The organism is Isoptericola sp. NPDC056618 (assembly GCF_042792715.1).
GTDB lineage: Bacteria > Actinomycetota > Actinomycetes > Actinomycetales > Cellulomonadaceae > Isoptericola > Isoptericola nanjingensis.
Genome location: NZ_JBHTVZ010000007.1, coordinates 55060 through 79587, shown reverse-complemented (window position 1 = coordinate 79587; position 24528 = coordinate 55060). Strand labels below are relative to the sequence as shown.

At 74.0% G+C, this 24528-nt stretch carries 15 protein-coding genes; 1 reads left to right on the top strand and 14 read right to left on the bottom strand.

What is annotated here, in order from left to right; translation table 11 throughout:
- Positions 1-36: 36 nt before the first annotated feature.
- The 3 genes from ACFQ8T_RS11070 to ACFQ8T_RS11060 all read right to left on the bottom strand — a co-directional run bounded on the left by ACFQ8T_RS11070 (position 37) and on the right by ACFQ8T_RS11060 (position 3540).
- Positions 37-2574, bottom strand: coding sequence for a heavy metal translocating P-type ATPase (locus ACFQ8T_RS11070; RefSeq protein WP_430546583.1), 2538 nt, complete (start codon positions 2572-2574; stop codon positions 37-39).
- 194 nt (positions 2575-2768) lie between these two features.
- Positions 2769-3149 carry a heavy-metal-associated domain-containing protein gene (locus ACFQ8T_RS11065; RefSeq protein ID WP_430546582.1) on the bottom strand — a complete coding sequence of 127 codons (381 nt, stop codon included), beginning with the start codon at positions 3147-3149 and terminating at the stop codon, positions 2769-2771.
- Between the two features lie 46 nt (positions 3150-3195).
- Entirely contained in the window at positions 3196-3540 is a 345-nt protein-coding gene (locus tag ACFQ8T_RS11060; RefSeq protein ID WP_430546581.1) for a metal-sensitive transcriptional regulator, read from the bottom strand.
- 104 nt (positions 3541-3644) lie between these two features.
- Here ACFQ8T_RS11060 and ACFQ8T_RS11055 point away from each other — a divergent pair, with 104 nt between their 5' ends.
- Complete coding sequence (locus tag ACFQ8T_RS11055) at positions 3645-9986, top strand: hypothetical protein (RefSeq protein ID WP_430546580.1); 6342 nt, start codon at positions 3645-3647, stop codon at positions 9984-9986.
- Positions 9987-10020: 34 nt separating this feature from the next.
- On the opposite strand, the gene ACFQ8T_RS11050 is transcribed toward ACFQ8T_RS11055, so the two are convergent.
- The 11 genes from ACFQ8T_RS11050 to hemB all read right to left on the bottom strand — a co-directional run bounded on the left by ACFQ8T_RS11050 (position 10021) and on the right by hemB (position 24480).
- Complete coding sequence (locus ACFQ8T_RS11050) at positions 10021-12306, bottom strand: glycoside hydrolase family 3 N-terminal domain-containing protein (protein WP_430546579.1); 2286 nt, start codon at positions 12304-12306, stop codon at positions 10021-10023.
- 103 nt (positions 12307-12409) lie between these two features.
- Positions 12410-13585 carry a glycoside hydrolase family 1 protein gene (locus ACFQ8T_RS11045; RefSeq protein WP_430546578.1) on the bottom strand — a complete coding sequence of 392 codons (1176 nt, stop codon included), beginning with the start codon at positions 13583-13585 and terminating at the stop codon, positions 12410-12412.
- A gap of 40 nt (positions 13586-13625) precedes the next feature.
- Positions 13626-14543, bottom strand: a complete 918-nt coding sequence (locus tag ACFQ8T_RS11040) for an alpha/beta fold hydrolase (RefSeq protein ID WP_430546577.1) — start codon at positions 14541-14543, stop codon at positions 13626-13628.
- A complete protein-coding gene (locus tag ACFQ8T_RS11035; RefSeq protein ID WP_430546576.1) occupies positions 14540-16240 on the bottom strand; it encodes an ABC transporter ATP-binding protein in 1701 nt (566 codons plus the stop codon). Before ACFQ8T_RS11035 ends, ACFQ8T_RS11040 begins: the two co-directional genes overlap by 4 nt.
- On the bottom strand, positions 16237-17205 hold the full coding sequence (locus tag ACFQ8T_RS11030; protein ID WP_430546575.1) for an ABC transporter permease: 969 nt from the start codon (positions 17203-17205) through the stop codon (positions 16237-16239). The genes ACFQ8T_RS11035 and ACFQ8T_RS11030 overlap by 4 nt, the downstream gene beginning before the upstream one ends.
- Positions 17206-17210: 5 nt before the next feature.
- Entirely contained in the window at positions 17211-18191 is a 981-nt protein-coding gene (locus tag ACFQ8T_RS11025; protein WP_429730146.1) for an ABC transporter permease, read from the bottom strand.
- Positions 18192-18321: 130 nt separating this feature from the next.
- The gene (locus ACFQ8T_RS11020; RefSeq protein WP_430546574.1) at positions 18322-19983 is read right to left on the bottom strand and encodes an ABC transporter substrate-binding protein; all 1662 of its coding nucleotides are present in this window, start codon (positions 19981-19983) and stop codon (positions 18322-18324) included.
- A 159-nt stretch (positions 19984-20142) separates the two neighbouring features.
- Complete coding sequence (locus ACFQ8T_RS11015; protein ID WP_430546573.1) at positions 20143-21273, bottom strand: LacI family DNA-binding transcriptional regulator; 1131 nt, start codon at positions 21271-21273, stop codon at positions 20143-20145.
- 326 nt (positions 21274-21599) lie between these two features.
- Positions 21600-22124: a cysteine hydrolase family protein gene (locus ACFQ8T_RS11010; RefSeq protein ID WP_430546572.1), complete on the bottom strand. Its 525-nt coding sequence runs from the start codon at positions 22122-22124 to the stop codon at positions 21600-21602.
- 53 nt (positions 22125-22177) lie between these two features.
- The gene (hemL, locus tag ACFQ8T_RS11005; protein WP_430546571.1) at positions 22178-23512 is read right to left on the bottom strand and encodes a glutamate-1-semialdehyde 2,1-aminomutase; all 1335 of its coding nucleotides are present in this window, start codon (positions 23510-23512) and stop codon (positions 22178-22180) included.
- Positions 23513-23514: 2 nt separating this feature from the next.
- Complete coding sequence (gene hemB, locus ACFQ8T_RS11000) at positions 23515-24480, bottom strand: porphobilinogen synthase (protein ID WP_430546670.1); 966 nt, start codon at positions 24478-24480, stop codon at positions 23515-23517.
- Between the last annotated feature and the right edge of the window lie 48 nt (positions 24481-24528).

The window sequence follows — 24528 nt, the reverse complement described above, 5'->3', positions numbered from 1 at the left end:
AGAACGGGCCACGATCCCACCCACAACGCTTCGCGGTCAGCCGGCGCGGCGCAGGCGCAGCGAGTTGCCGACGACGATGACGGACGACGCGGCCATGGCCGCCCCGGCGATCATCGGGTTGAGCAGCCCCGCCGCGGCGAGCGGGATGGCCGCCACGTTGTAGGCGAACGCCCAGAACAGGTTCTGCTTGATCACGCGCAGCGTGCCGCGCGAGAGCCTGACGGCGGCGGGCGCGGAGCGCAGATCGCCGCGGACGAGCGTGATGTCGCTCGCCTCGATCGCGACGTCGGTGCCCGTGCCCATCGCGAGCCCCAGGTCCGCGGTGGCGAGGGCGGCGGCGTCGTTCACGCCGTCGCCGACCATCGCCACGACCCGGCCCTCGGTGCGCAGTCGCGTCACGACCGCCGCCTTGTCCTGCGGCAGCACGCGGGCGATGACGTCCTCCTCGGCGATGCCGACCTCGCGGGCGGCGACGCGGGCCGCACCCTCGCCGTCGCCGGTGAGCAGCACCGGCCGGAGCCCGAGGTCGCGCAGCTCGCGCACGGCCTCGGCGGACGTCGCCTTGACCGGGTCGCGCAGCACGACGACGCCGCGGGCGGCACCGTCCCACGCGACGACGACGGCGCTCGCCCCGGTCGCCTCGGCGTCGGCGAACGCTGCCGCCAGTCCGTCCGTGCCGCCGACGTCGAACGCGACGCCCTGCCCGGCCAGCCATGACGGTTGCCCCACGAGCACCCGCCGGGCGTTCAGCCCGCCGTCCGCGGCGAGCCCGGCGAGGCCCGAGTGCGCCCGCCGCACGACCGCCTCGACCCCGCCGCCCGGCGTCGCGCGGAAGTCGAACGCCTGCAGCGCGCCGATCCCGACGCCGTCCGCCCCCGTCCCGACCGAGCTGTCGGGGCCAGGACCCTCAGAGCCTGCTCGTGGCCCTGACAGCTCGCGTGCGGCGGCGGCCACCGCGTGGGCGATCGGGTGCTCGCTGAGGGCCTCGACGGCGCCGGCGTACGCCAGCACCTCCCGCTCCCGCGACGTGTCGGGGCCAGGACTCCCAGAACCTGCTCGTGGCCCTGACAGGTCGGGGACGAGCACGCGCTCCACCTGCATGCGGCCCTCGGTGACGGTGCCGGTCTTGTCGAGCACGACGGTGTCGACGCGGCGCGTGGACTCCAGGATCTCCGGGCCCTTGATGAGGATGCCGAGCTGCGCGCCGCGGCCCGTGCCGACCAGCAGCGCGGTGGGCGTCGCGAGGCCGAGGGCGCACGGGCACGCGATGATCAGCACCGCGACGGCGGCGGTGAACGCGAGCTGGACGTCGGCGCCGGCCACCAGCCAGCCCACCAGGGTGAGCACGGACAGCCCGATGACGATCGGCACGAAGACGGCGGAGATGCGGTCGGCGAGCCGGGCGACGGGCGCCTTGCCGGTCTGCGCCTGCGACACGAGCCGCCCGATCTGCGCGAGCGTGGTCTCCTCGCCCACGCGCGTGGCGCGCACCAGCAGGTGGCCGGACGTGTTGACGGTCGCGCCGGTGACGGCGTCCCCGGGGGCGACGTCGACCGGGACCGGTTCGCCCGTGAGCAGCGACGTGTCGACGGCGCTCGCGCCCTCGACCACCTCGCCGTCGGTGGCGACCTTCTCGCCCGGCCGCACGACGAACACGTCGCCGACGGCGAGGTCCGCGACGGGCACGCGATCGGTGACGCGCCCGCCGTCGGGACCGGTCAGCGGCGCGCCGTCGGGGCCGAGCCGTACGCGTTCGGCGTCCTTCGCGCCCAGCTCCAGCAGGGAGCGCAGGGCGTCGCCGGCGCGGCGGCGGGAGCGGTGCTCGGCGTACCGGCCGGCGAGCAGGAACGTCGTGACGACCGCCGCGACCTCGAAGTACAGCTCGGGCGCGCCGCCCGACTCGGACGGGATCAGCGACGGCCGCATCCGCATCCCGAGCTCGCCCGTGCCGCCGAGGGTGAGCGCCCACAGCGACCACAGGGTCGCGGCGATCACGCCGAGGGAGACCAGCGTGTCCATCGTGGACGCGCCGTGCCGGGCGGCCCGCGCCGCGGCGGTGTGGAACGGCCACGCGCCCCACGTCACGACCGGCAGCGCGGCGGCGGCGACCACCCACTGCCAGCCCGTGAACTGCAGCGCGGGGATCATCGACAGCGCGACCACCGGCACGGTGAGCACCGCGGACGCGACGAGCCGACGGCGCAGGTCCGCGCCGCGGGCGTCGCCCGGGGCCGAGGTGTCAGACGTGTGGTGCGCAGGGGTGCGCTGAGCGTCCGACTGGTCGGGGGCGGGCGGTGCGACGTCGCGGCGGCCGGTGACGCGGGCGCCGTAGCCGGCCTTCTCGACGGCTTCGACCAGCGCGGCGTCGTCGACGGGCGCGGTGAGCTCGACGTGGGCGCTCTCGAGCGGCAGGTTCACCGTCGCGGTGACGCCGTCGACGCGGTTGAGCCGCTTCTCGACGCGCGCCACGCACGACGCGCAGGTCATGCCCTCGATGGCGAGGTCGATCTCCAGGATCGGAGGGCCGGCGGCGGGCCCTGCCGGGTCGACCGGCGAGGACGTGGGGGTGCTCATGAGGGTGACTCCCTGAGGTGCTGGGTGGAGGTCACCCGCGACGACCCGGGGCGGCGGGGTCGCGGTGGGGGCGCCGGGTCGGGGGACGACGGCGCGGCGCGGAGGGCCTGGGTCGCGGCGGCCCGGTCCGGGGCGGGCGGGGCGGGCGACGGTTCGGCAGGCGGTCCGCGGGGGTGGCTCCGGGGAGCGGGGACTCAGGCGCGCGGGGGCACGGCCAGGTCGTAGGTCTTCTGCGCCGGGGCGGTCTCGGTGGCGGAGGCCTCACCGGTGCCGCAGCCGCAGGCGCAGTTGTGCGCCTCCTGGCGGGCGGGCGCCTGAGCGGCCTGCTGGGCGGCGAGCGCGTCCTGCTGGACGGCGACGGACTCGACGTCGTAGCCGGCCTCGTCGACGGCCTCGCGCAGCGCGGCCTCGTCGAGCGGGGCGTCGGAGAAGACGGTGACGTCGGAGGTACCGCCGACGTGCAGCTCGACCGAGACGTCCTCGACGCCGGGGACGGCGGAGAGGTCCTTGGTCACGTGCGCGACGCAGTTGCCGCAGGTCATGCCGGTGACGCCCAGGGTGGTGACGGTGCTCATGCGTGCTCCTTCATCGAGGGTGGATCAGCAGGGAGTGAGACGTGGGTCAGGACCGGACGAGCCGGCCGATGGCGTCGGCCGCCTCCTTGACCTTCGCGGCGCCCTCGGCCTCGGACGCGCGGGCCGCGTCGACGACGCAGTGGCCCAGGTGGTCCTCGACGAGGCCGATGGAGACGGCCTGCAGCGCCTTGGTCACGGCGGACACCTGGGTGAGGATGTCGATGCAGTAGACGTCCTCGTCGATCATGCGGGCGATGCCGCGCACCTGGCCCTCGATGCGGCGCATGCGCTTGAGGTAGGCCTCCTTGTCGGAGGCGTAGCCGTGCGGGCCGTCGTGCGGGTGGCCGCCGTCGGTCGCGAGGTCGGGGAGGGGCATGCCGGTGTCGGTCATGAGTCCACCATACCCCTAGGGGGTAACGTGTCAAGCCTGCCGCCCGGCTGCCCGCGCCCGCGGCGCCGCCTGCCCCTAGTCTCGCCATGAGGGGTGGAGGCGGTATGCGCACTGCGATCCGGCGGGTGGCTGCGGCCCTGGGCGTGCTCGCGCTGGCCTTCGTCACGCTCACGCTTCCCGCGGCCGCGCCCGCGTCGGCGGCCCCCACGCAGCCGTTCACGGTCAAGTTCTCGACCAACGCCAACGGCGCGCTCACGACCGTCGGCAACAACCTCCTGACCTGCAGCGCGTCCTCGTCCTGCACGAACGCACAGAACGGCGCGGCCACCGACAACAACGGCTTCACCATGACGCAGCTCGACGCCGACGGGATGCCCGGGACGACCAACTCGTCCGCGTCCCGGCTCGACCTGCCCGAGGGTGCGACCGTGCTGTGGGCGGGCCTGTACTGGGGTGCGCGGCTGGACGCCGGGTCCGGGGGGCAGAGCGCGTCCGCGAGCGCGATCGGCGGGATGTCGCTGCGCGCCCCCGGGGACACCGGCTACCGCACGGTCGCGGCGTCGACGGCCACGCACGACCAGTTCGGCCCCAACACCTCGAGCTACGGCGCGTACCAACGCTTCGCCGACGTCACGACGATCGTCAGGTCCGCGGGCAACGGGAGCTACTGGGGCGCGAACGTGGCCGCCGCGACCGGGCAGGACCGGTACGCCGGCTGGGCTCTCACGGTCGCGTACTCGGCCCCCGGCCTGCCGCTGCGCAACCTCACCGTGTTCGACGGGTTCGACGTCGTGAGCAACAGGAGCCCGCAGTCGGTGCAGGTCTCAGGGTTCCTCGCGCCGCGGTCGGGCACGGTCGACGCGCAGCTGACGATGGTGGCCTACGAGGGCGACCTCTCGCAGACCGGCGACTACACGAGGCTCGACAGCACCCAGCTGGCGACGGCGGCGTCGCCGGGTTCCAACTTCTTCGACTCCACCAACGACAGCAACGGGTCGTCGGTCGCCACCCGCACGCCCGCGCACCGGAACATGCTCGGGTTCGACGTGAAGAACCTCGGCGCCTCGGGGGTGATCCCGAACGGCGCCACGAGCGCGACCTTCACGTTCTCCAGCAACGGGGACGTCTACTACCCGGGAGTGGTGGGCCTGGCGATCAACCTCTACGCCCCCGACTTCACGGCGTCGGCCAAGACGGTCGTGAACCTCAGCGGGCACAGTCCGGCACGCCCGGGCGACACGCTGGAGTACACCGTCCACTACTCCAACACGGGGCAGGACCCCGCTGTCGACGCCGTGTCGGAGGACGACCTGCCGCCCGGCACCTCTTACGTGCCGGGGTCGTTGCGCTACCTCGCGTCGCCGGTGTCGCCGCCGGGCGAGCTCACCGACGGCGCAGGCGACGACCGGGGTGAGGTCGACGGGCGGACGGTGCGCGTCCGCGTGGGGACGGGGGCGACGGCGTCGGCCGGGGGCACGGTCGACATCGGCGCGGCGCCCGCCTACGCGTTCCAGGTGACGCTGGACGACGACGCGGGCGGGACCACCGTCGCGAACCTCGCGAACCTCGACTACGCGACGGCGACCACCGGGACGGCGGCGCGCTACACGACCCAGCCCGCGACCGTGGACGTGGCGCGGCAGGCCGACGTGTCGGTCACCAAGACGATGTCCCCCGACCCGGCGGCGGTCGGTCAGGACGTGACCGCGACGCTCGTCGTCCGCAACGACGGGCCGAACGCCGCCACGGACGTGACGGTCACAGACCCGGTGCCCGCCGGCTGGGACGGCGTGACCGCGACGTCTACGGCCGGGACCTGCTCCGTGGCCGAGGGGACCGTGAGCTGCGCGCTCGGTGACCTCGCCGACGGGGCGACCGCGACCGTGACCCTCACCGGCACGACGTCGTCGGGCTCGACGGCGACGTCCCTGACCAACGTCGCGACGGTGAGCACGTCGTCCCTGGACCCGACGCCCGCGAACAACGTCTCCGGCGCCACCGTCACGCTCGCGCGGCGGGCCGACCTGTCGGTCACCAAGACGCCGTCCCCGACGACGGCCGGCCCGGGCGCCGAGACGACCTGGACCCTCCGGGTGTCGAACGCCGGGCCGTCCGACGCACGTGCCGTGCGGATCACCGACGCGCTCGACGACGCCGGCCGGGCCACGCTCACCGGCGCGACGATCACGTCGGCGGACGGGTCGGCCCCCGCGTGCGAGGAGCCGACGGGCCGCGGGGCGACCTGCACGCTCGACAGGCTCCCTGCGGGGGCGACGGCGACCGTGACCGTCACGGGGACGCTCGCGACGAACCTCACGGCGGGCGCCACCGTCGCGAACACGGCGACCGTGTCGTCGGCGACGCCCGACCCGGCGACCGACGACAACACCGCGACGGCGACCGTGACAGCGTCCGCCCCGGAGGCCGACGTCCGGGTCACCAAGGCCGGGCCGGCCGACGTGGTGGCGGGCCGGAGCATCGCGTGGACGGTGACCGCCACGAACTACGGGCCCGCGGACGCGACCGGCGTGGTGGTCACGGACGCCGTCCCCGACGGGGTCACCGGCGTCGGGGCGACGACGTCCCGCGGCGACGCGTGCACCGTCGAGGTCCGGACGGTCACGTGCCCGGTCGGCGCCCTGCCGTCCGCCGGCGCGGGCACGGCGGGAGCGGCGGTGACGATCACGGTGACCGGCCTCGTGGCGCCCGGGGCGACCGGCACGCTCCGCAACACCGCGACGGCGACGTCCACGTCCACCGACCCGGCGGGCGGGAACGACACCGCCACGTCCGACACCGCGGTGCGCGCCGAGTACGACCTCGCCGTGACCAAGACGGCCAACCGCACGACCCTGCCGGGCGAGGCGCCGCGGCCGGTCGACTACCGGATCACGATCACCAACAACGGCCCGTCCGCGGCGCGCGACATCGACGTGAGCGACGCCCTGCCCGACGCGCTGGACCTGCGCGGGGCGGACCCCGTCACCGGGTGCGCGGCGGACGTCACCGCGGACGGGTTCACGTGCACGGTGCCCGGCCCGGTCGCGCCCGGCGAGACCGCCGTCGTCACCGTGGCGATGCAGGCCGACGAGGTGCTCGCGGGCGGCCCGGACGTCGTGCAGACGGTCACGATCGACGCGCCGGGGGACACCGACCCGTCGAACGACGAGGCGTCGTGGACGCTCAGCGGGCTCCCGTTCGTGGACCTCTCGCTCGCCAAGACGGCTGACGCCACGGTGACGGCGGGGGGCACCACCACCTACGACCTCGTCGTCACCAACACGAACGACCCCGGCGACGTCACGGAGAACCTCGCCGCCCTCCGCCCGGTCCTCACGGACACGCTGCCGGACGGCATGACCTTCCAGGGCGCGACCGTCACCTCCGGCGGCGGTCAGAGCGTCACCTGCGGCACCAGCGGGCAGACGCTCACCTGCCAGCTGGGGGCCAACCTGGACGCCGGGACGTCGGCGACGGTCGAGGTCACGGTCGACGTGGCGCCGGACGTCGCGGCCGGGGCCACGCTGGTGAACGCGGCCACGGTCGTCACGGGGAACATGGAGACCAACCCCGACAACAACCTGGCGAACAACAGCGCGCAGGCGTCCAGCACCGTGGACGCCGAGGCGGACGTGGCGGTCACCGGTCTCTCCGTCGAGCCCGTCGACCCGGAGGCGACCGGCCCCGGCACCCATCGGCGGGTCCACCTCACGGTGTCCAACGAGGGGCCGTCGGTGGCCCGCGACGTGACCCTGCGCATCGAGCGCACCGAGGACGGCGTGCTCGTGGACCCCGGGACGCTGCCCGCGGACTGCACCGCGACGGCACGGGAGATCGTCTGCACCCTGGACGGCCGTGACCTCGCGCCCGGCGAGTCGGTCGACATCGACTACGTCCTGGAGGTCGCGAGCTACGTCGACCCGGGGACCTACGTGAAGACGGCGCAGGCCGCCAGCTCCACCCCGGAGACCGACCTCACGAACAACACGCAGCAGGCGTCCACCGTCGTGGGCACCCCCGTGACCGACCTGGCCGTGACCAAGACGGCGACGGGCACCGTCCCCAACCCGGACGAGGCCTCCGACCCGCACGACTCTTTCGTTGCGGGCGGCGCCTTCACCTACCGCATCGAGGTCGCCGTGGCTGAGGCCGCCCGGCCCGGGGCGGGCTACGCGGACGCGCAGGACGTCGTCGTGGAGGACCTCCTGCCGCTCGGCTTCGTCGCCACCGGGGCCAGCACCGGCAGCGGAACCTGCACGATCACCCCCGCGGTGGAGCCGGGCGGGGGAGTGCGCAGCGCGCTCTCGTGCTCGCTCGGCACCGTGCACGGCTGGTCGGGGGCGACCGCGCCCGCCCCGGTGGTCGTCACCGTGCACGGCACGCTGGACCCGGACGCCAACAACCTCAACGGGGGCGACCGGTTCGCCGAGCAGGTGCCGAACACCGCCACGGCCACCACCGGCACCCCGCTGGCCGGCGGCGCGACGAGCGTGCAGGACGCCGCCGCGGTCGACGTCGTCGAGATCGCCGACCTCCACCTGGTCAAGACGCCCGACGCGGCCACCGTCAACGCGGGCGGTACGGTCGGGTACACGCTGACCGTCGTGAACTCGGGGGCGTCCGGCGTGGAGCACGCGGTCGTCACCGACTCCCTGCCGGCCGGGTTCACGCTGGTGGACGCCCTGTCGGAGTGCACGCCGCCGCAGACGACGCCGGTCGACGAGACCGAGGCCCGGCCGCAGGTGCCCGACGGGCCCGGGCAGGAGATCGCGTGCCGGCTGGGCGCGGTCCCGGCGGGCGGCTCGGCCACGATCCACGTGGTGGCCTCGACGCCGGACACGCTGGCGGCGGGCACGGCGACGAACACCGCCACGGTCGGCCTGCTGGCGAACGAGGCCGCGCCGGACGACAACACGGCCACGGCCGACGTCGACGTGCGGCGCGTGACGAACCTCGGTATCTCCGCCTCCGCGAGCACGCTGACGCCGGCGGCCGGCCAGGACGTGACGTTCACCGGCTTCGCCGTGAACAACGGCCCGTCCACCGCCGACGGGACGAACGGCGACACCGTCTTCCCGCCCGGGTTCGTGCCCTACGCGGACAGCGTCGACGTGCCGTTCAACGACTGCACCTGGAACCGCACGCCGCCCGACGACCCCACGACGGCGTCGTGGGAGGACTTCCGGTACGTGCTGCACTGCGAGCCCCTGACGCCCGGGGCCCGGTGGGAGGCCGGAGGCGCGACCACCAACGTCGTGACCGTGCACGTCCCCGGCGACACCCCCGCGGGCAGCTACTCCGGCCGGGCGGTGATCCGCTCGGACACGCCGGAGACCACGGAGGAGGACAACGAGGCCCCGCTGACGCTGACCGTCCAGCACGTCTCGGACACCAGCCTCGTCAAGGACCTCGTCGACCCGCACCCGATGGTCGCCGGGAGCCCGGCGACGTGGCGGCTGACGATGCGCAACGCCGGGCCGTCGGTGGCCGAGGACGTCGTCGTGTCGGACACGGTGCCGGGCGGCATGACGTTCGTGTCCGCGGAGCTCGAGGGCGGCGCCGACTGCCCCGTCCCGGAGACGCACGGCCTCCCGAACGGCGACACCGAGACGATCGTGCGCTGTCCCGTGGGCCGGATCCCGGTGGGGGAGTCGGCGTCGGTGCTCGTGACGTTCGACGTGGCCGCGGACCAGGTGGGCGAGAACCTGTGCAACTCGGCGCTGGTCGGCTCCGGGTCCCTCGACCCGGCCGCCGTGGACAACGAGGGCGAGAGCTGCGGCGAGGTCGCCGCCCCGCCGGGCACCGACGTCTCGCTGGTGCTGTCGCCGCCCACGCAGACCCACCTGTCCGGCGAGCGCGCGGAGCTCACCGCGACGGTGCGCAACGAGGGGCCCGACGACGCCACCGACGTCGTGGCCGTCCTCGACGTGCCGCCCGGGCTCACGGACTACAGCGGGGTGGCGGTGTCCTGGCCGGCCGGGAGGCCGCAGCCGCCCGACGGGGTGGTCGGCTCGCTGACGCTCGACGTCGGGGACCTCGCGCCGGGCGAGGAGGTCGTGTACCGGGTCGTCGGGACGGCGACCGGCAGCCCTGGCGACGTGCTGCCCGTGGACGGCGTCGTCACCCACGAGGAGCCGGACACCGTCGAGCCCAACGACACCGACGAGGCGCGGATCCTCATCGTGGAGCCCGACGTGTCGCCGAGCCCGTCGCCCAGCCCGTCCGGCGCGCCGAGCGTGCCTCCGTCGCCCGGCCCCACGTCGGGCGCCCCCGCGGTGCCGCCCGGCCCCGGGGAACCCGGTGGCACGACGACCGCGCCCCCGTCGACGTCCGGGCCGCTGCCGGTCACGGGCGCGCAGGTGGCCGGGTGGGCGATCGCGGCGCTGGTCGTGACCGGCGTCGGGCTCGCGCTGCTCGCCGCCGCGCGGCGCCGCCGGGAGGGCTGACCGCGCCGACGAGGAGGCCCCGCGCCGGAAGCCGTCAGGAGATGCGGAAGGGAGCGACCAGGAGGTCGTCGCGGCGCGAGCTCGGACCGACGAGCAGCTCGAACTCGCCGGGCTCGACGACGCGGCGGCCGGCGGCGTCGACGATCGTGCAGTCCGTGGCGGGCACCTCGACCTCGACGACGACGCGCTCGCCGGGCGCCAGCGGCACGCGGCGGAACGTCTTGAGCTCGCGGTCGGCCCACGTCACCGACGTGACCTTGTCGCTCACGTAGACCTGCACGGTCTCGACCGCCGGGCGGGGGCCGGTGTTGGCCACGGTGACGCGGCCGCGCACCACGCCGTCGGCCGCCACGTCGGCGGCGTCCAGCGCGAGCCCCGAGTACTCGACGGTCGTGTACGACCGGCCCTCGCCGAACACATACGGCGGGCGCTGCGTGAGGTCGGCGTACCGCGTGCCGTGCTGGCCGCGCACCTGGTGGTAGAAGACGGGCTGCTGCCCGGCGTGCATGGCGTAGGAGATCGGCAGGCGGCCGGTCGGCTCGACCAGCCCGAGCAGCAGCTCCGCGACGGCCCGGCCGCCGCGCATGCCGGGATTGGCGGCGTGCACCAGGGCGGCGGCTCGGCCCACGGCCTCGGGCAGCACGAGCGGCTTCGAGGCGACGAGCACGACGACCACGGGCGTGCCGGTCGCGACCAGCCGCTCCAGCAGCTCCACCTGGCCGCCCTGGAGCTCCAGGGTGGCGGTGGACTTCCCCTCGCCGGCGAGCGCGACCTCGTCGCCCAGCACGGCGACGACGACGTCCGCGGCGCGGGCCGCCTCCTCCGCCTCGGCCAGCAGGGCCGGGTCGGACGGCGCGGGCAGGGCCGCCGGCGGGCGCGGCTGCCCGTCGGGGAAGTGCGTGCCGTCGGGGTCCGGTCCCAGCTCGACGATGTCGGCGCCGCGGGCGTGCGTCACCTCCCACGACGGCGGCATGACGGCGCGCAGCCCGTCCAGCACCGTCTCGGTCAGCTCGCGCGGGTGGCCGTCGCGGATCCAGCTCACCTGCCCCGACGCGCCGGCCCAGTCGCCGAGCTGGGCGTGCGGGTCGTCGGCGTTCGGCCCGACGACGGCGACGCGCAGCGGCGCGGCACCGGTCGGGGCGACCGCGCGCCCGTCGTCGTCCGCCACGAGACCGCCCGTGAGCGGCAGGGTGCCGTCGTTCTCCAGCAGCACCAGCGAGCCACGCGCGACGTCGAGGGCGAGGTCGCGGTGCTCCGCCGAGCCGACGACGGCCTCGATGCGCTCGGCGACGGGCGCCCGCGGGTCCTCGAACAGCCCGAGGTCCACCTTGAGGCGCAGGATGCGCCGCACCGCGTCGTCGAGCCGCTTCTCGTCGATGCGCCCGTCGGCGAGGGCCTCCTGCGCGCCCTCGAAGAACGTCGGCGTCGCCATGATGACGTCGTTGCCGGCGTCGACGGCGGCGGCCGACGCGGCCGCGTGGTCGGGGCTGACGAACTGCTCCCACACCATGCGGCCCACGTTGTCCCAGTCGGTGACGAGGGTGCCGTCGAAGCCCCACTCGTCCTTGAGCACGCCCTGCAGCAGCCAGCGGCTGGTCGTGATGGGGACGCCGTCGATGGCCTGGTAGCCGATCATCACGGTGCGCACGCCCTCGCGGACGACGCGCTCGAACGGCGGCAGGAACCAGGAGCGGAGCTTGCGCGGCGTGAGGTCGGCCTCGGTGGCGTCGCGGCCGCCCTGGGTCTCGGAGTAGCCGGCGAAGTGCTTCGCCGTCGCGAGCACCGCCGTCGGGTCGGTGAGGCCCTCGCCCTGGTAGCCGCGCACCATCGCGGCGCCCATCTCCCCGATGAGGTGCGGGTCCTCGCCGAACGTCTCGTTCACGCGGCCCCAGCGCAGGTCGCGCGTCGCGCACAGCACGGGGGAGAAGGTCCAGTGGAGGCCGGTCGCGGCGGCCTCGACCGCCGTCGCGCGTGCCGCCCGCTCCACCAGGTCGAGGTCCCACGTGGCCGCCATCCCCAGCTGGCTGGGGAAGACGGTCGCGCCGGGGAAGAACCCGTGCCCGTGGATGGCGTCGTCCGCGACCAGCAGCGGGATCCCCAGCCGGGTGCCGCGGGCCAGCTCGATCGCCTCGACGACGCGCGAGGGCGACGCGTGCAGGATCGACCCCGCCAGCCGCTCGACGACGATCTCGTCGAGGTCGTCCATCGCGTTGAGCTGCAGCATCTGCCCGACCTTCTCGGGCAGCGTCATGCGGCTCAGCAGGTCCTCCACCCGTGCGGCGGGGGAGAGGGACAGGTCGCGGTACGGCAGGTCGGTCATGGCTCCTGAGCCTTCCGTCGGTCGAGGATCGCTGAGGGAGGACGAGTCTCCGCGAGGTAGCACCGTCCTCCCTCGGCGGGGTCCGTACTACCTCGCGGAGGGGTCAGCGGACGGTGAGGCCGTTCGCCTGCGCGACGGAGCCGAGCCAGCCGAGCGACGGCTTCGGGCGGCGCTCGAACGTCTCCTTGTCGAACTCGACGAGCCCGAACGTGGGGCGGAACCCGGAGGCCCACTCGTAGTTGTCCAGCAGGCTCCAGTGCAGGTAGCCGCGCACGTCGATGCCGTCGGAGATGGCGGCGTGCAGGCCGGCCAGCGCGCCCTCGGTGTAATCGATGCGGCGGGCGTCGTCCTGCGTCGCCATGCCGTTCTCGGTGACGAACACCGGCACGCCCTCGGTCTTCTCCCATGCCGAGCGCACGCCGTGCTCCAGGGCGAGGGGGTAGAACTCCCAGCCGGTGAGGGTCGTCTCGACGCCCTCGGGCACCTGGCGCGGGCCGTCGGGGCCGATGACGGTGCGGGTGTAGGCCTGGACGCCCACCCAGTCGTCGCCGCGGGCGGCCTCGAGGTACCAGTCGTCGCGCTGGTGGCCGTACTCGTGGGCCACGTCCTCGCAGCCCGGCTCGGGCTGGAAGTCCTGGGTGGCGACGGTCCAGCCGGAGCTGATGCCACCCACGCCGGCGAGGATCTCGCGCGAGCGCCGGTGCGACTCCAGCAGCGTGTCCGCCACCTGCAGGTCGGGGGCGGGCAGCCCGTAGGCGACCAGGTTGGCCGGGTCCTCGCCCCCCGCGATCATCGCGGCGATGTTGGGCTCGTTGATGGTGCAGACGTAGTCGACGTCGTTCCCGAGGATCGGCAGGGCGAGCTCGGTGAAGCGCGCGAAGCGGTCGGCCGCCTTCGGGGAGCGCCACATGCCCTCCTCGTAGAACCAGCGCGGCACCGTGAAGTGCATGAGCGTGACCATCGGGGTGATGCCGAGCTCGAGGCACGTCTCCACCATGCGGCGGTAGTGCGCGATCTCGGCGCGGGAGACGAAGCCCTCCTCGGGCTCGATCCGCGCCCACTCGATGGAGAAGCGGTACGTGTCGAGGCCGGCGTCGCGCAGGAGCGTCATGTCCTCGCGGTAGCGGTGGTAGCTGTCGGCGGCGTCGCCGCTGGGCTCGACGATCGAGGTGCCGGCGGCGTGCTCGCGCACCCACCAGTCGCTGGAGACGTTGTTGCCCTCGATCTGGTGGGCCGCGGTGGCGGCGCCCCAGCGGAAGCCCTCGGGGAAGTGCAGCACGGGATGGTCCTAACGTTGTGGAGCGGTGTTCGGGGGTGGCTCAGCGGGAGGAGGTCCAGAAGCCGGCCAGGAGGTCCGCCGTCGCGGCGGGGTTCTCGACGTTGGGCAGATGACCGGCGTCGGCGATCACCTCGTAGCGGGCGCCGAGCCGCTCGGCCATGGCGCGCTGCCACGGCTGCGGCCACGCCGCGTCGTCCACGCCGTGCGCGACCAGCACCGGCAGGCCGGTCGCGGCCAGGTCGGGCGTCACGTCACGGACGTCGGCGAGGACGTCGATCGCGCCCAGCAGGTTGTCCGTGCTGGTCGCGATCGAGCGGTCGCGGTGGAAGCGGGCGTCGACGTCGAGGGCGGCCAGGGCGGCCGGGTCCTCGGACAGGCGCCGGGCGAGCCCGGGGTTGTCGAGCGTCCACAGGTCGACGAGCCCGGCGGCGGCGAGCAGCCGGTCGCGCTCGGCGTCCTTGCGTCCCGGCCAGCCGTGCGGGCCCGAGCAGAGCATGGTGAGGCTGGCGAACGGCGCGGCGTCGCGCGCGGCCGTGGCCGCCGCGACCGTGCCGCCGAAGCTGTGCCCCAGCAGGTGGAGGTCGCCGGCGGGGATGCCGGCGGCCGCGCCCACGACGGCGGCGACGTCGAGCGCGTCGCCCGTGAAGTCGTCGCGGCGGTAGGCGCCCACCCCGCGCGGCGCGACCGAGTCGGCCTGCCCGCGCTGGGAGTACGTCCACGCCTCGACCCCGCGCTCGGCCAGCAGCGGCAGCAGCAGCCGGTGGTCCTCCCTCGACCCGGTGAACCCGGGGACCAGCAGCGCGACGGCGCGGCGCTCCACGCCGTCCGGCACGACCGACCGCAGCGCGGTCAGCGGGCCCACCGGCACGTCCAGCACGAGCGGCTCGACGCCTTCCGGCAGCGGCAGCACCGAGAACGGCGCCCCCCGCCGGACGGCCGCCGGGGCGGGCGCGGTCACGACGCGGCTCCGTCGGAGAACCGGCGGGCCGGCTGCGGGATCGCGTCGAGCAGCTGGGTAGTGTACGCGTCCTCGGGGAACCGGAGCACCTGGGTGGTGCCGCCGGACTCCACGACCTCGCCGTGGTGCAGCACCATGATCTGGTCGGTGACGACGCGCGCGGACAGCAGGTCGTGCGTGATGTACAGCAGCGAGACGCCGAGGTCGGCGCGCAGGTCCTCCAGCAGGCTGAGCACGCCGGCGCGCAGCGACACGTCGAGCATGGAGACCGGCTCGTCGGCGATGAGCACCTGCGGGTTCGACGCCAGGGCGCGCGCGACGACGACGCGCTGGCGCTGCCCGCCCGACAGCTGGTGCGGCAGCTTGGCCGCGTACTGCTCGACGGGCGTGAGGCCCACGGTCTCGAGCAGCTCCAGCACGCGCTCGCGCGCCGCCTCGCCCTTGAGCCCGGTGAAGTTCTCCACCGGCCGCGTGAGCGTGTACTCCACGGTGTGCAGCGGGTTGAGCGCCGAGTACGGGTCCTGGAAGACCATCTGGACGTCGGCGTGCAGCGTCTTGAGCTGGCGGCGGCGCAGCCGGTCGACCCGCAGGTCGCCGAACGTCACGGTGCCCGACGTCGGCCGCTCCACGCCGGTGACCATCTTGGCGATGGTCGACTTGCCGGAGCCCGACTGGCCGACCAGCGCCATCGCGGCGCCTGGCTCCAGCCGGAACGAGACGTCGTCGACGGCGGTGACCGCCTTCTCGCCGCGGCGCGGCGGCGGGTACACCTTCGACACGTGGTCGACGACGATCGCGTCGTGCGCGGCCGCGCGCCCCTCGTGAGCGCCCGTGCGGGCCGCGCCGTCCTTCGCCCCGTCGGTCGCTGCGGCCGCAGGGGCCTTGCGCTCGAAGCCGGGCAGCTCGACGACCTCGGCCCGCGGGTCGGCGTAGTGGCTCAGCAGCATCTGCGTGTACGGGTGCGCGGGCGCGGAGAAGATCTGCCGCGAGGCGCCGTCCTCGACGATCTCGCCGTCGTGCATGACGACGACGCGCTCGGCGGACTCCAGCACCACGCCCAGGTCGTGCGAGATGAGCACGGCGGTGAAGCCCTCCGCGGCCTGCAGCTCGCGGATGGTGTCCATGACGGCGTGCTGCACCAGCACGTCGAGGGCGGTCGTGGGCTCGTCGAACACCATGAGGCGCGGCTCGAGCGACAGGGCCAGCGCGATCGAGACACGCTGGCGCATGCCGCCGGAGAGCTCGCCGGGGTAGCGGTCGAGCACCGTGGAGGGCAGCTGCACCTTGTCGAGCAGCTCGACGGCGCGCTGGCGGCGCCTGCCCTTCGGCACGTGGCCGTGCGCCGCGAAGATGTCGCCGAAGTGGTGCGCGATGGTGCGCACCGGGTTGAGCGCGTTCATGCCCGACTGGAGCACCATCGCGAACCCGCCGCGGCGCTGCACGCGCAGCTCCTCGGCGTCCAGGTGCGCGATGTCGGTGCCGTCGAACACGATGCGGCCGGCGGAGATGCGCGCCGGGGCCTTGGCGAGGCGGGTGACGGCGAAGCCGAGCGTCGACTTGCCGGAGCCGGACTCGCCGACCAGGCCCACGAACTCGCCCTGCTCCAGGGTGAGGTTCGCGTTCTTGACGGCGTGCGTCGGGACGGCCCCGCGGGGCTCGTAGACGACGGACAGGTCCTGGATCTCGAGCAGGCTCATCGGCCGGTCCCTTCCCGCAGGCGCGGGTTGGACAACCCGTCGACGCCGAAGTTCACGAGGGTCATGGAGGTCGCCAGCAGCGCGATGCACAGACCCGGGGCGAACAGCAGGATCCACTGGCCGGTGAGGATCGCCATCGAGTTCTGGGCCCAGAAGATCATCGAGCCCCAGCTCACGGTGGCCATGTCGCCCAGGCCGAGGAACGACAGGCCGGACTCGGCGAGCACCGCCGACGTCGCGGCGCCGAAGAACGACCCCGCGATCATCGAGGTCATGTTCGGCAGGATCTCGCGGAAGATCACGCGGGCCGAGCTCTCGCCGGAGAAGATCGCCGCCGTCACGAAGTCGCGCGAGCGCAGCGACTGCGTCTGCGAGCGCAGCACGCGGGCGCCCCACGCCCAGCCGGTGATGACGACGACCAGGATGATCATCGGCAGCCCGCCGTTCTGCAGGTACGCCGCGATGATGATCATCAGCGGCAGGCCCGGCATCACGAGGAAGAGGTTGACGAGGAAGTTGACGACGTCGTTGCCCCAGCCGCGCAGGTAGCCCCACGACAGGCCGATGACGACGGCGACGACGGTCGACAGGCCGCCTGCGACGAAGCCGACGAGCAGGGAGACGCGGGCGCCGTAGATCACCTGGGACAGCACGTCCTCGCCGGCGCCGGTGGTGCCGAGCCAGTGCGCGGCGCTGCCGGGCTCGTTGCGGGCGAACGAGTCGTCGTGCGGGGAGTACGGGGCCAGCAGCGGCGCGAAGATCGCCATGAGGACGAACAGGCCCAGGATGACGAGGCCCACGCGGGCCTTGGGGTTGGCCCAGACGGTGGCGAACGCGCGGCCGAGCACCTGGCCGGTGCGGCCGAGACGGGTGCGGGCGGGCCGCTGCGGTCCGCGGGCCGCCTCGGGGGCGGGACCCTCGGGGTCCGGGATCGTCGCGGTGGTGGTGGTGGTCGGGTCAGCCATCGGGGTCACCGCCTCGTTCGGGGGTCGAGGACGCCGTAGAGGATCTCCACCAGGAAGTTCGCGAGCAGCACGCTCACGGTGATCATGAGGAAGAGGGCCTGCATCAGCGGGAAGTCCTGGTTGGTGACGGCGTTGAACAGCAGGTAGCCGACGCCGGGGTACGCGAACACCTGCTCGACGAGCAGGGAGCCGCCGACGACGCCGCCGAGCGCCATGCCGAACCCGGTGAGGTTGGGCAGGATCGCGTTGCGGGCGGCGTAGCGGATCGCGACCGTGCGGCCGCGCAGGCCGTTGGCCTCGGCGAACGTCACGTAGTCGTCACCGAGCGTGTTGATCATCGTGTTGCGCATGCCGAGGATCCAGCCGCCGAGCGACGTGATGAGGATCGTCACCGCGGGCAGGGCCGCGTGGTACAGCACGTCGCCGAGGAACTCCCACGACAGGTTCGGCACCGCGGTCGCGGAGTAGGCGCCCGAGGTGGGGAACCAGCCGAGCACGTAGCCCAGGAAGAAGACGATGAGCAGCGCGGTCCAGAAGTAGGGGAACGCGGAGAGGAAGCTGCCGGCCACCGTGGGCAGGGAGTCCATCCAGGTGCCGCGCTTCCAGGCCGCCCCGATGCCGATCAGGGTGCCGAGCACGAACGCCACGACGGTCACGGCGCCGACCATGATCAGCGTCCAGGGCAGGGCGCCGGCGACGAGCTCGGAGACCTGCTGCGGGAAGAAGGTGTACGACACCCCGAAGTCGAGGTGGATGACGTTGTTCAGGTACGTGACGTACTGGTCCCAGATGCTGCCGCCGGGCACGCCGAGCTGGGCCTCGATCGCCGCCTGCACCGACGGCGTCACAGGGCCGTTCTGGGCGAGCTTGGCGATGGCCGCGTCAGCGGGCGAGCCGGGCATGAGGCGCGGGATGACGAAGTTCAGCGTCACCGCCGCCCACAGCGTGAGGACCAGCAGGCCGAGCTTGCGGAGCGCGTAGCGCAACGGAGCCTCCGGGTCGGTGGTCGGTCGGTCGGTCGGGGTGGGGTCGTGCGGGCGATCGTCGTGGGTGGGCTCGTGGCCCTGTTTCGTGTCGGAACAGGGCCACGGGCCCACCCACGACGACCTGACCGGGTCAGCCCTGGGCGGGCTCGAGGTGCGTGAGGATCAGCAGCGGGGTGGAGTCCCACGTCTTCGGGGAGGCGTAGGGGTCGTCCGCGCTGGGCCAGCCGGTGAAGTTCTTGTTCGAGAACAGGCCCCACGAGCCGCCGTAGAACAGGGCGATCATCGGCAGCTGCTCGTAGGTGATCTGCTCCAGCTGGTGCGTGATCTCGAGCTGCTTCGCCTCGTCGGTGGTCACCTTGAGCTCGGCGAGCAGCTCGTCGGCCTCCTTCGACTCGAAGCGGCCGAAGTTGCCGGCGGAGGTCTTGCCGACGGGCAGCAGGAACTCCGAGCCCATGAGGCCGTTGTAGTCCTGGAACGGCTGCCCGGTGCCGCCGACGGTGCCCATGATCATGTCGAAGTCGCCCGTGCGGAGCTCCTTCTGGTACGCCGCGGCCTGCGGCTGCACGACGGTGACGTCGATGCCGATCGCGGTGAGCTGGCCCTTGACCTGTTCGACGCCCTGCAGCCAGTCGGACCAGCCGTTCGGGGTGGTGATCGTGACCTTCAGCGGCTTGCCGGACGAGTCGACGAGCTTGTCGCCCTTCTTCGTGTACCCGGCCTTCTCGAACGAGGCGAGGGCGGCGTCGGTGTCCTGGTCGACGTAGCCCTGGTTCGGGATCGACGGGTCGAGGATGGCCTCCTGGTTCGGCAGCATGAGGCCGGTCTGGCTGGCCCGGTCGACGTAGCCCTGCTCGGCCTTGTCGGCGATGACCTGCTTGTCCAGGGCCAGTGCGATGCCCTTGCGGAAGTCGACGTCGTCGTACGGCGCCTTCGTCATGTTCGGGATCAGCGAGATCGCCGCGCCCGCCGGGAACCAGTAGGTGTTGTTCTCGGGGTCGGCCTTGACCCAGGTGTCCTCGACGTCGCTCATGAACGCGTAGGCCCAGTCGTAGCCGTTGTTGACGATGTCCAGCTCGGAGTTGGCGGCGGGCTGCACGAGCTCCTCCACGGCCACCTTGTCCGCCTGCCAGTACTTGTCGTTCTTCGTCAGCGTGTACTGGTTCGGCGTGAACTCGCCGAGCGTGTAGGGGCCGGAGCCGACGGGCTCCTCGTTGGTCCAGGTGACCGGGTCCTTGACCTCGGACCAGATGTGCTCCGGCACGATGAGCTGCTGGGCGAGGATCTTCGCGGCCGGGACGTCCTCGGTCTTCAGGTGCATGACGACCGTGGTGCCGTCCACCTCGACCGACTTCAGGTGCGACCAGGCACCCTTGAGGTCCATCTCGGGGTGCTTCTTGACGAGGTCGAAGGAGTACTTGACGTCCTCGGCGGTGAGGGGCTCGCCGTCCGACCACGTGACGCCGTCACGGATGGTGAAGACGACGGTCTTGGCGTCGGGCTGCTCGTACCCCGTGGCCAGCCAGGGGGTCTCCTCGCCGCTCATCTCGTTGATGATGACCAGCGGCTCGTACATGTACGTCGTCGTGTTCCGCTTGCCGGACGAGTACGGGTTGAAGTTCCGGTCGAACGTCGGCGAGCCGTTGTCGGCCGCGATGAGCATCGACGTCGCGCCGCCGGCGGCGCCGTCGTCACCCTTGTTCTGCACCGGTGCCGAGCAGGCCGCCGTGGCCAGCACCGCGACGGTGGCCGCGATGGCGGCCAGGCGCCGCCCCGAGCGCGCTGTGCGCGTCATGGACATCCACTCCTCTTCGTCGAGGCCTCTCCTGTGAGGGCCCGCGCACGCCGGGGTCGGCGTGCGACGTCCCGGCGAGTGTATGCGCATACATTTCGGAGCGGCAAACCGTGTGGCCAACGGCCCGGGCGTGCGTTGCGGTGCCCCCGGCGGCGAGGGTCACGAGCAGCCGCAGCTCTCGCGCAGCAGCACGCGGACGGGCAGGTTCACCGTGGCTGCGGGCGCCGACGGGTCGGCCAGGCGAGTGCGCAGCAGCTCCACGGCGGCGCGCCCCAGCTCGACCATCGGCTGGCTCACGGTGGTGAGCCGCGGCATCGACGCCTGGGTGGCGTCGATGCCGTCGAACCCGGTGAGGACGACGTCTCCGGGGACGTCGATCCCCGCCTCGGTGAGGACGTCGAGGAAGCCGAGCGCCGTCTGGTCGTTGGAGCACACCAGCGCGCGGGGGAGCGCCTGCCCCGTGGCCCCCGCCCCCCGGCCGGTCACGTGGGCCTGGAGCATCCGACGGGCGAGGTCGCGGGCGCCGGCCCGCGTGAAGTCGCTGCGTGCCGCCGGCTCGTCGGGCACCGGCAGGCCCGCCGCGGCGAGCGCGTCGCGGAAGCCCTGGAAGCGCTCGTGCGCGTCGGGGGAGTCGAACGGCCCGCCCACGAACGCCAGGTCGCGGAGGCCGTGCTCGGCGATGAGGTGGTCCACCAGGGCGCGGGTGCCCGCGCGGTTGTCCACCGAGATGTGGTCATAGGCGTCGTCCTGCGGCGGGCCGGCCATGACGACGACGGGGACGCGGCGGGCGATGTGCGCCAGCAGGTCGTCGGGCACCGACTTCGACAGCACCGCCAGGCCGTCCACGCGTCCGGCGAGCTCGTTGACCGCCTGCGCGCGGCGCAGCCCCCGCGCGACGCCGATCATCACCGCGTGGCCGGTGCGCCACGCCTCCAGCTCCGCGCCGCGCATCACCTCGCCGAGGTACAGGTTGCTCCAGCGCGCCGTGACCGGGCCGCCGACGTCGCGCACCACCTCGACCGCCTCGCCCACGCGCACCGGGTCGGGCAGGTCGGCGGCCTCGTCGATGCCGTCCACGTCGGGGAAGCACAGGCCCAGCACGCCCGTCGAGCGCGCCGCCAGCCCGCGGGCCGCGCCGGACGGCACGTACCCCAGCTCGCGGATCGCCTCGTGCACCACCGTGCGGGTGCGCTCGCGCACGTCGTCCGGGCGCCGCAGCACCCGTGAGACCGTCGCGATCGAGACCCCCGCGCGCTGCGCGACGTCGTACACCGTGGGGGCCTTCGCCACCGGAACTCCTTGACCGCATCCCTCGCCCGCACGGCCGTGCGAGCGGTCCCACGATAGTGAACGCGCATACATCTCTGCATCGCGGCTGGTCAGGCTCTCCCGAGCGCGCCGCCTCGTCGAGCAGCCCACCCCGACAACACCTTCCAGCAAGCGATCTGTCGCGCCATCGGACCGGACGGCGCGACAGATCGCTTGCTGGAAGGCAGGTGGGGTCAGGCGGCGGCCCGGACCCGGCCGCCCTCCATCACGAGGATGCGGTCGGCGTCCAGCACCGAGGACAGCCGGTGCGCCACGGTCACGACGGGCCTCGCGTCAGGGACCTCGCGTCAGGCCCGCAGGTCGACGCTGTCGTGCGGGGCCACGCCGTGCGAGCGGCCCGGGTACCGCAGCCCGGAGAAGTACATGGTCGTGTGCGCCACGATGTGCTCGGCCGGGACCACGACGCCCTCCCACTCGGCGTCCGTCGTCGTGTGGGCGTCGCTGACGAGCGTGACGTCGAGACCGCGGGCCGCGGCGGCCTGCGTCGTGGTGCGGATGCAGTAGTCGGACTGCGCCCCGGCGACGACGAGGCGCGTCGCGCCGAGGTCGCGCAGCACGTCCTCCAGGTCCGTGCCCGCGAACGAGTCGCGGTACGCCTTGCGCACCAGCGGCTCGCCCGGGGCCCGCTCGAGGGGCGCCGCGAGCTCCCAGCCGGGGGAGCCCTCGGGCAGGTCGCCGTGGTCCTGGACCCAGACGACGGGCGTCCCCGCTCGGCGGGCCCGGTCCACGAGCGCGGCGGTGCGGTACACGACGCCGTCGGCGTCGAGGCAGCCGTCGAGCACGCCGACCTGAAGGTCGATCACCAGCAGCACGGACCGCTCGGACCCGAGGGCCCGTGGCGTCGGGTGCGTGACCACCCCCGGCGTCAGGCGGTCGCCGCGGCCGCGGCGCGGGCGCCGGCGGGCAGGGCGTCGAGGATGCGGTTCACCGCGTCGTCGTCGTGCGCGGCGGAGACGAACCACGCCTCGAAGACGGACGGCGGCAGGTTGACGCCGGCGTCGAGCAGCGCGTGGAACAGCGCGCGGTAGCGGTACGCCTCCTGCGGCTGGGCCTGCGCGTAGTCGCGCACTCCCTCGGCAGCGGCGAACGGGCCGAAGAACGTCGAGAACAGCGACCCGGCGCGCTGCACGCGGTGCTCCACGCCCTCGGCGGACAGGGCGTCGCCGAGCGCGCCGGCGATCGTGTCCGCGACGGCGTCGACCCGCGCGTAGACGGCGTCGTCGGCGAGGCGCAGCGTCGTGAGGCCGGCCGCGACCGCCACCGGGTTCCCGGACAGCGTGCCCGCCTGGTAGACCGGGCCGGTCGGGGCGAGCTGGTCCATGATCGACGCCGGGCCGCCCAGGCCAGCCACGGGCATGCCGCCGCCCACGACCTTGCCGAAGGTGATCAGGTCCGGGGTGTACCCCTCGCCGCCCTCGCCCCGGATGCGCGCGTTCTCCAGTCCCCACCAGCCGGACGGGCCGACGCGGAACCCGGTGAGCACCTCGTCCATGACGAACAGGGCGCCGTGCGCGCGCGTGATCCGGCGCAGGCCCTCGTTGAACCCCTCGGCCGGGGGCACCACGCCCATGTTGGCGGGGCTCGCCTCGGTGATGACGGCGGCGATCCGCGAGCCGTGCTGCGCGAACGCTGCCTCGACGGCGGCGAGGTCGTTGTAGGGGAGCACCAGCGTCTCGGCCGCCGACGCCTCCGTGACCCCGGCGGTGCCCGGCATGGCGAGCGTCGCGACGCCCGACCCGGCCTCCGCCAGCAGCGCGTCGACGTGGCCGTGGTAGCAGCCGGCGAACTTCACGACGAGCGGCCGGCCGGTGACGCCGCGCGCCAGCCGGACCGCCGTCATCGTCGCCTCGGTGCCCGTGGACACCAGGCGCACCCGCTCGGCGACGGGCACCCGGCAGCGGATCTCCTCCGCGAGCTCCACCTCGGCCACCGTGGGCGCGCCGAACGACAGGCCGCGGGCGGCGGCGTCCTGCACGGCCGCGACGACCTCGGGGTGCGCGTGGCCCAGCAGCGCCGGGCCCCACGAGCAGACCAGGTCCACGTACTCGCGCCCCGCGACGTCGGTGACGTACGGGCCGCGCGCGCTCGCGAGGAACCGCGGGTCACCGCCCACCGAGCCGTACGCCCGGACCGGGGAGTTCACGCCCCCGGGGATCGCGGCCTGCGCGCGCAGGAACGCGGCGTGGTTGTCGGTCGTCATGGTCACTTGATCCACTCCGCGATCTCGTTGGCCCAGTAGGTGAGGACGATGTCGGCGCCGGCGCGCTTGATGGCGGTGACGGACTCGAGCACGGCGCCCCGGCGGTCGATCCAGCCGTTCGCGGCTGCCGCCTCGATCATCGCGTACTCGCCGCTGACCTGGTACGCCGCCACGGGCACGTCGGACCGGTCCGCGACGCCGCGCAGCACGTCGAGCGACGTCCCGGCGGGCTTCACCATGACCATGTCCGCGCCCTCGGCGAGGTCGAGGTCCGCCTCGCGCAGGCCCTCGCGGGCGTTGGCGGCGTCCATCTGGTACGTCCGGCGGTCGCCCTGCAGGGCGCTGTCGACGGCCTCGCGGAACGGGCCGTAGAAGGCGCTCGCGTACTTGGCGCTGTAGGCGAGGATGCTCACCTGGTCGAACCCGGCGTCGTCGAGCGCGTCGCGGATGACGGCCACCTGGCCGTCCATCATCCCGGACGGCGCCACGACCTCCGCGCCCGCCCGGGCCTGGGCCACGGCCATCGCCGCGTACCGGTCGAGGGTCGCGTCGTTGTCCACGGTGCCGTCGGCGGCGAGCACGCCGCAGTGGCCGTGGTCGGTGAACTCGTCCAGGCAGGTGTCGGCCATGACGACCGGGCCGGGGCGGCCGGCGGTGCCCGACGACCCCTCCGCCTCCACGGCGGCGACGGCCTCGCGCGCGACGCGGATGCCGCGCTGCAGGACGCCGTCCGGGTCGTCGCCGGCGGTGCCGGTCGCGTCGCGCTCGGCGGGGATGCCGAACAGCATGACGCCGCCCAGCCCCGCGCGGGCCGCCTCGGCGACGGCGTCGCGCAGCGTGGCCTCGGTGTGCTGCACCTGGCCGGGCATCGACGTGATCGGCGCCGGCTCGGCCAGGCCCTCCTTGACGAACAGCGGCAGCACGAGGTCCGCCGCGTGCAGGCGGGTCTCGGCAGCCAGGCGCCGCATGCGCGGCGTGGTGCGCAGGCGGCGCGGTCGGTACACGATGCCGGTGCC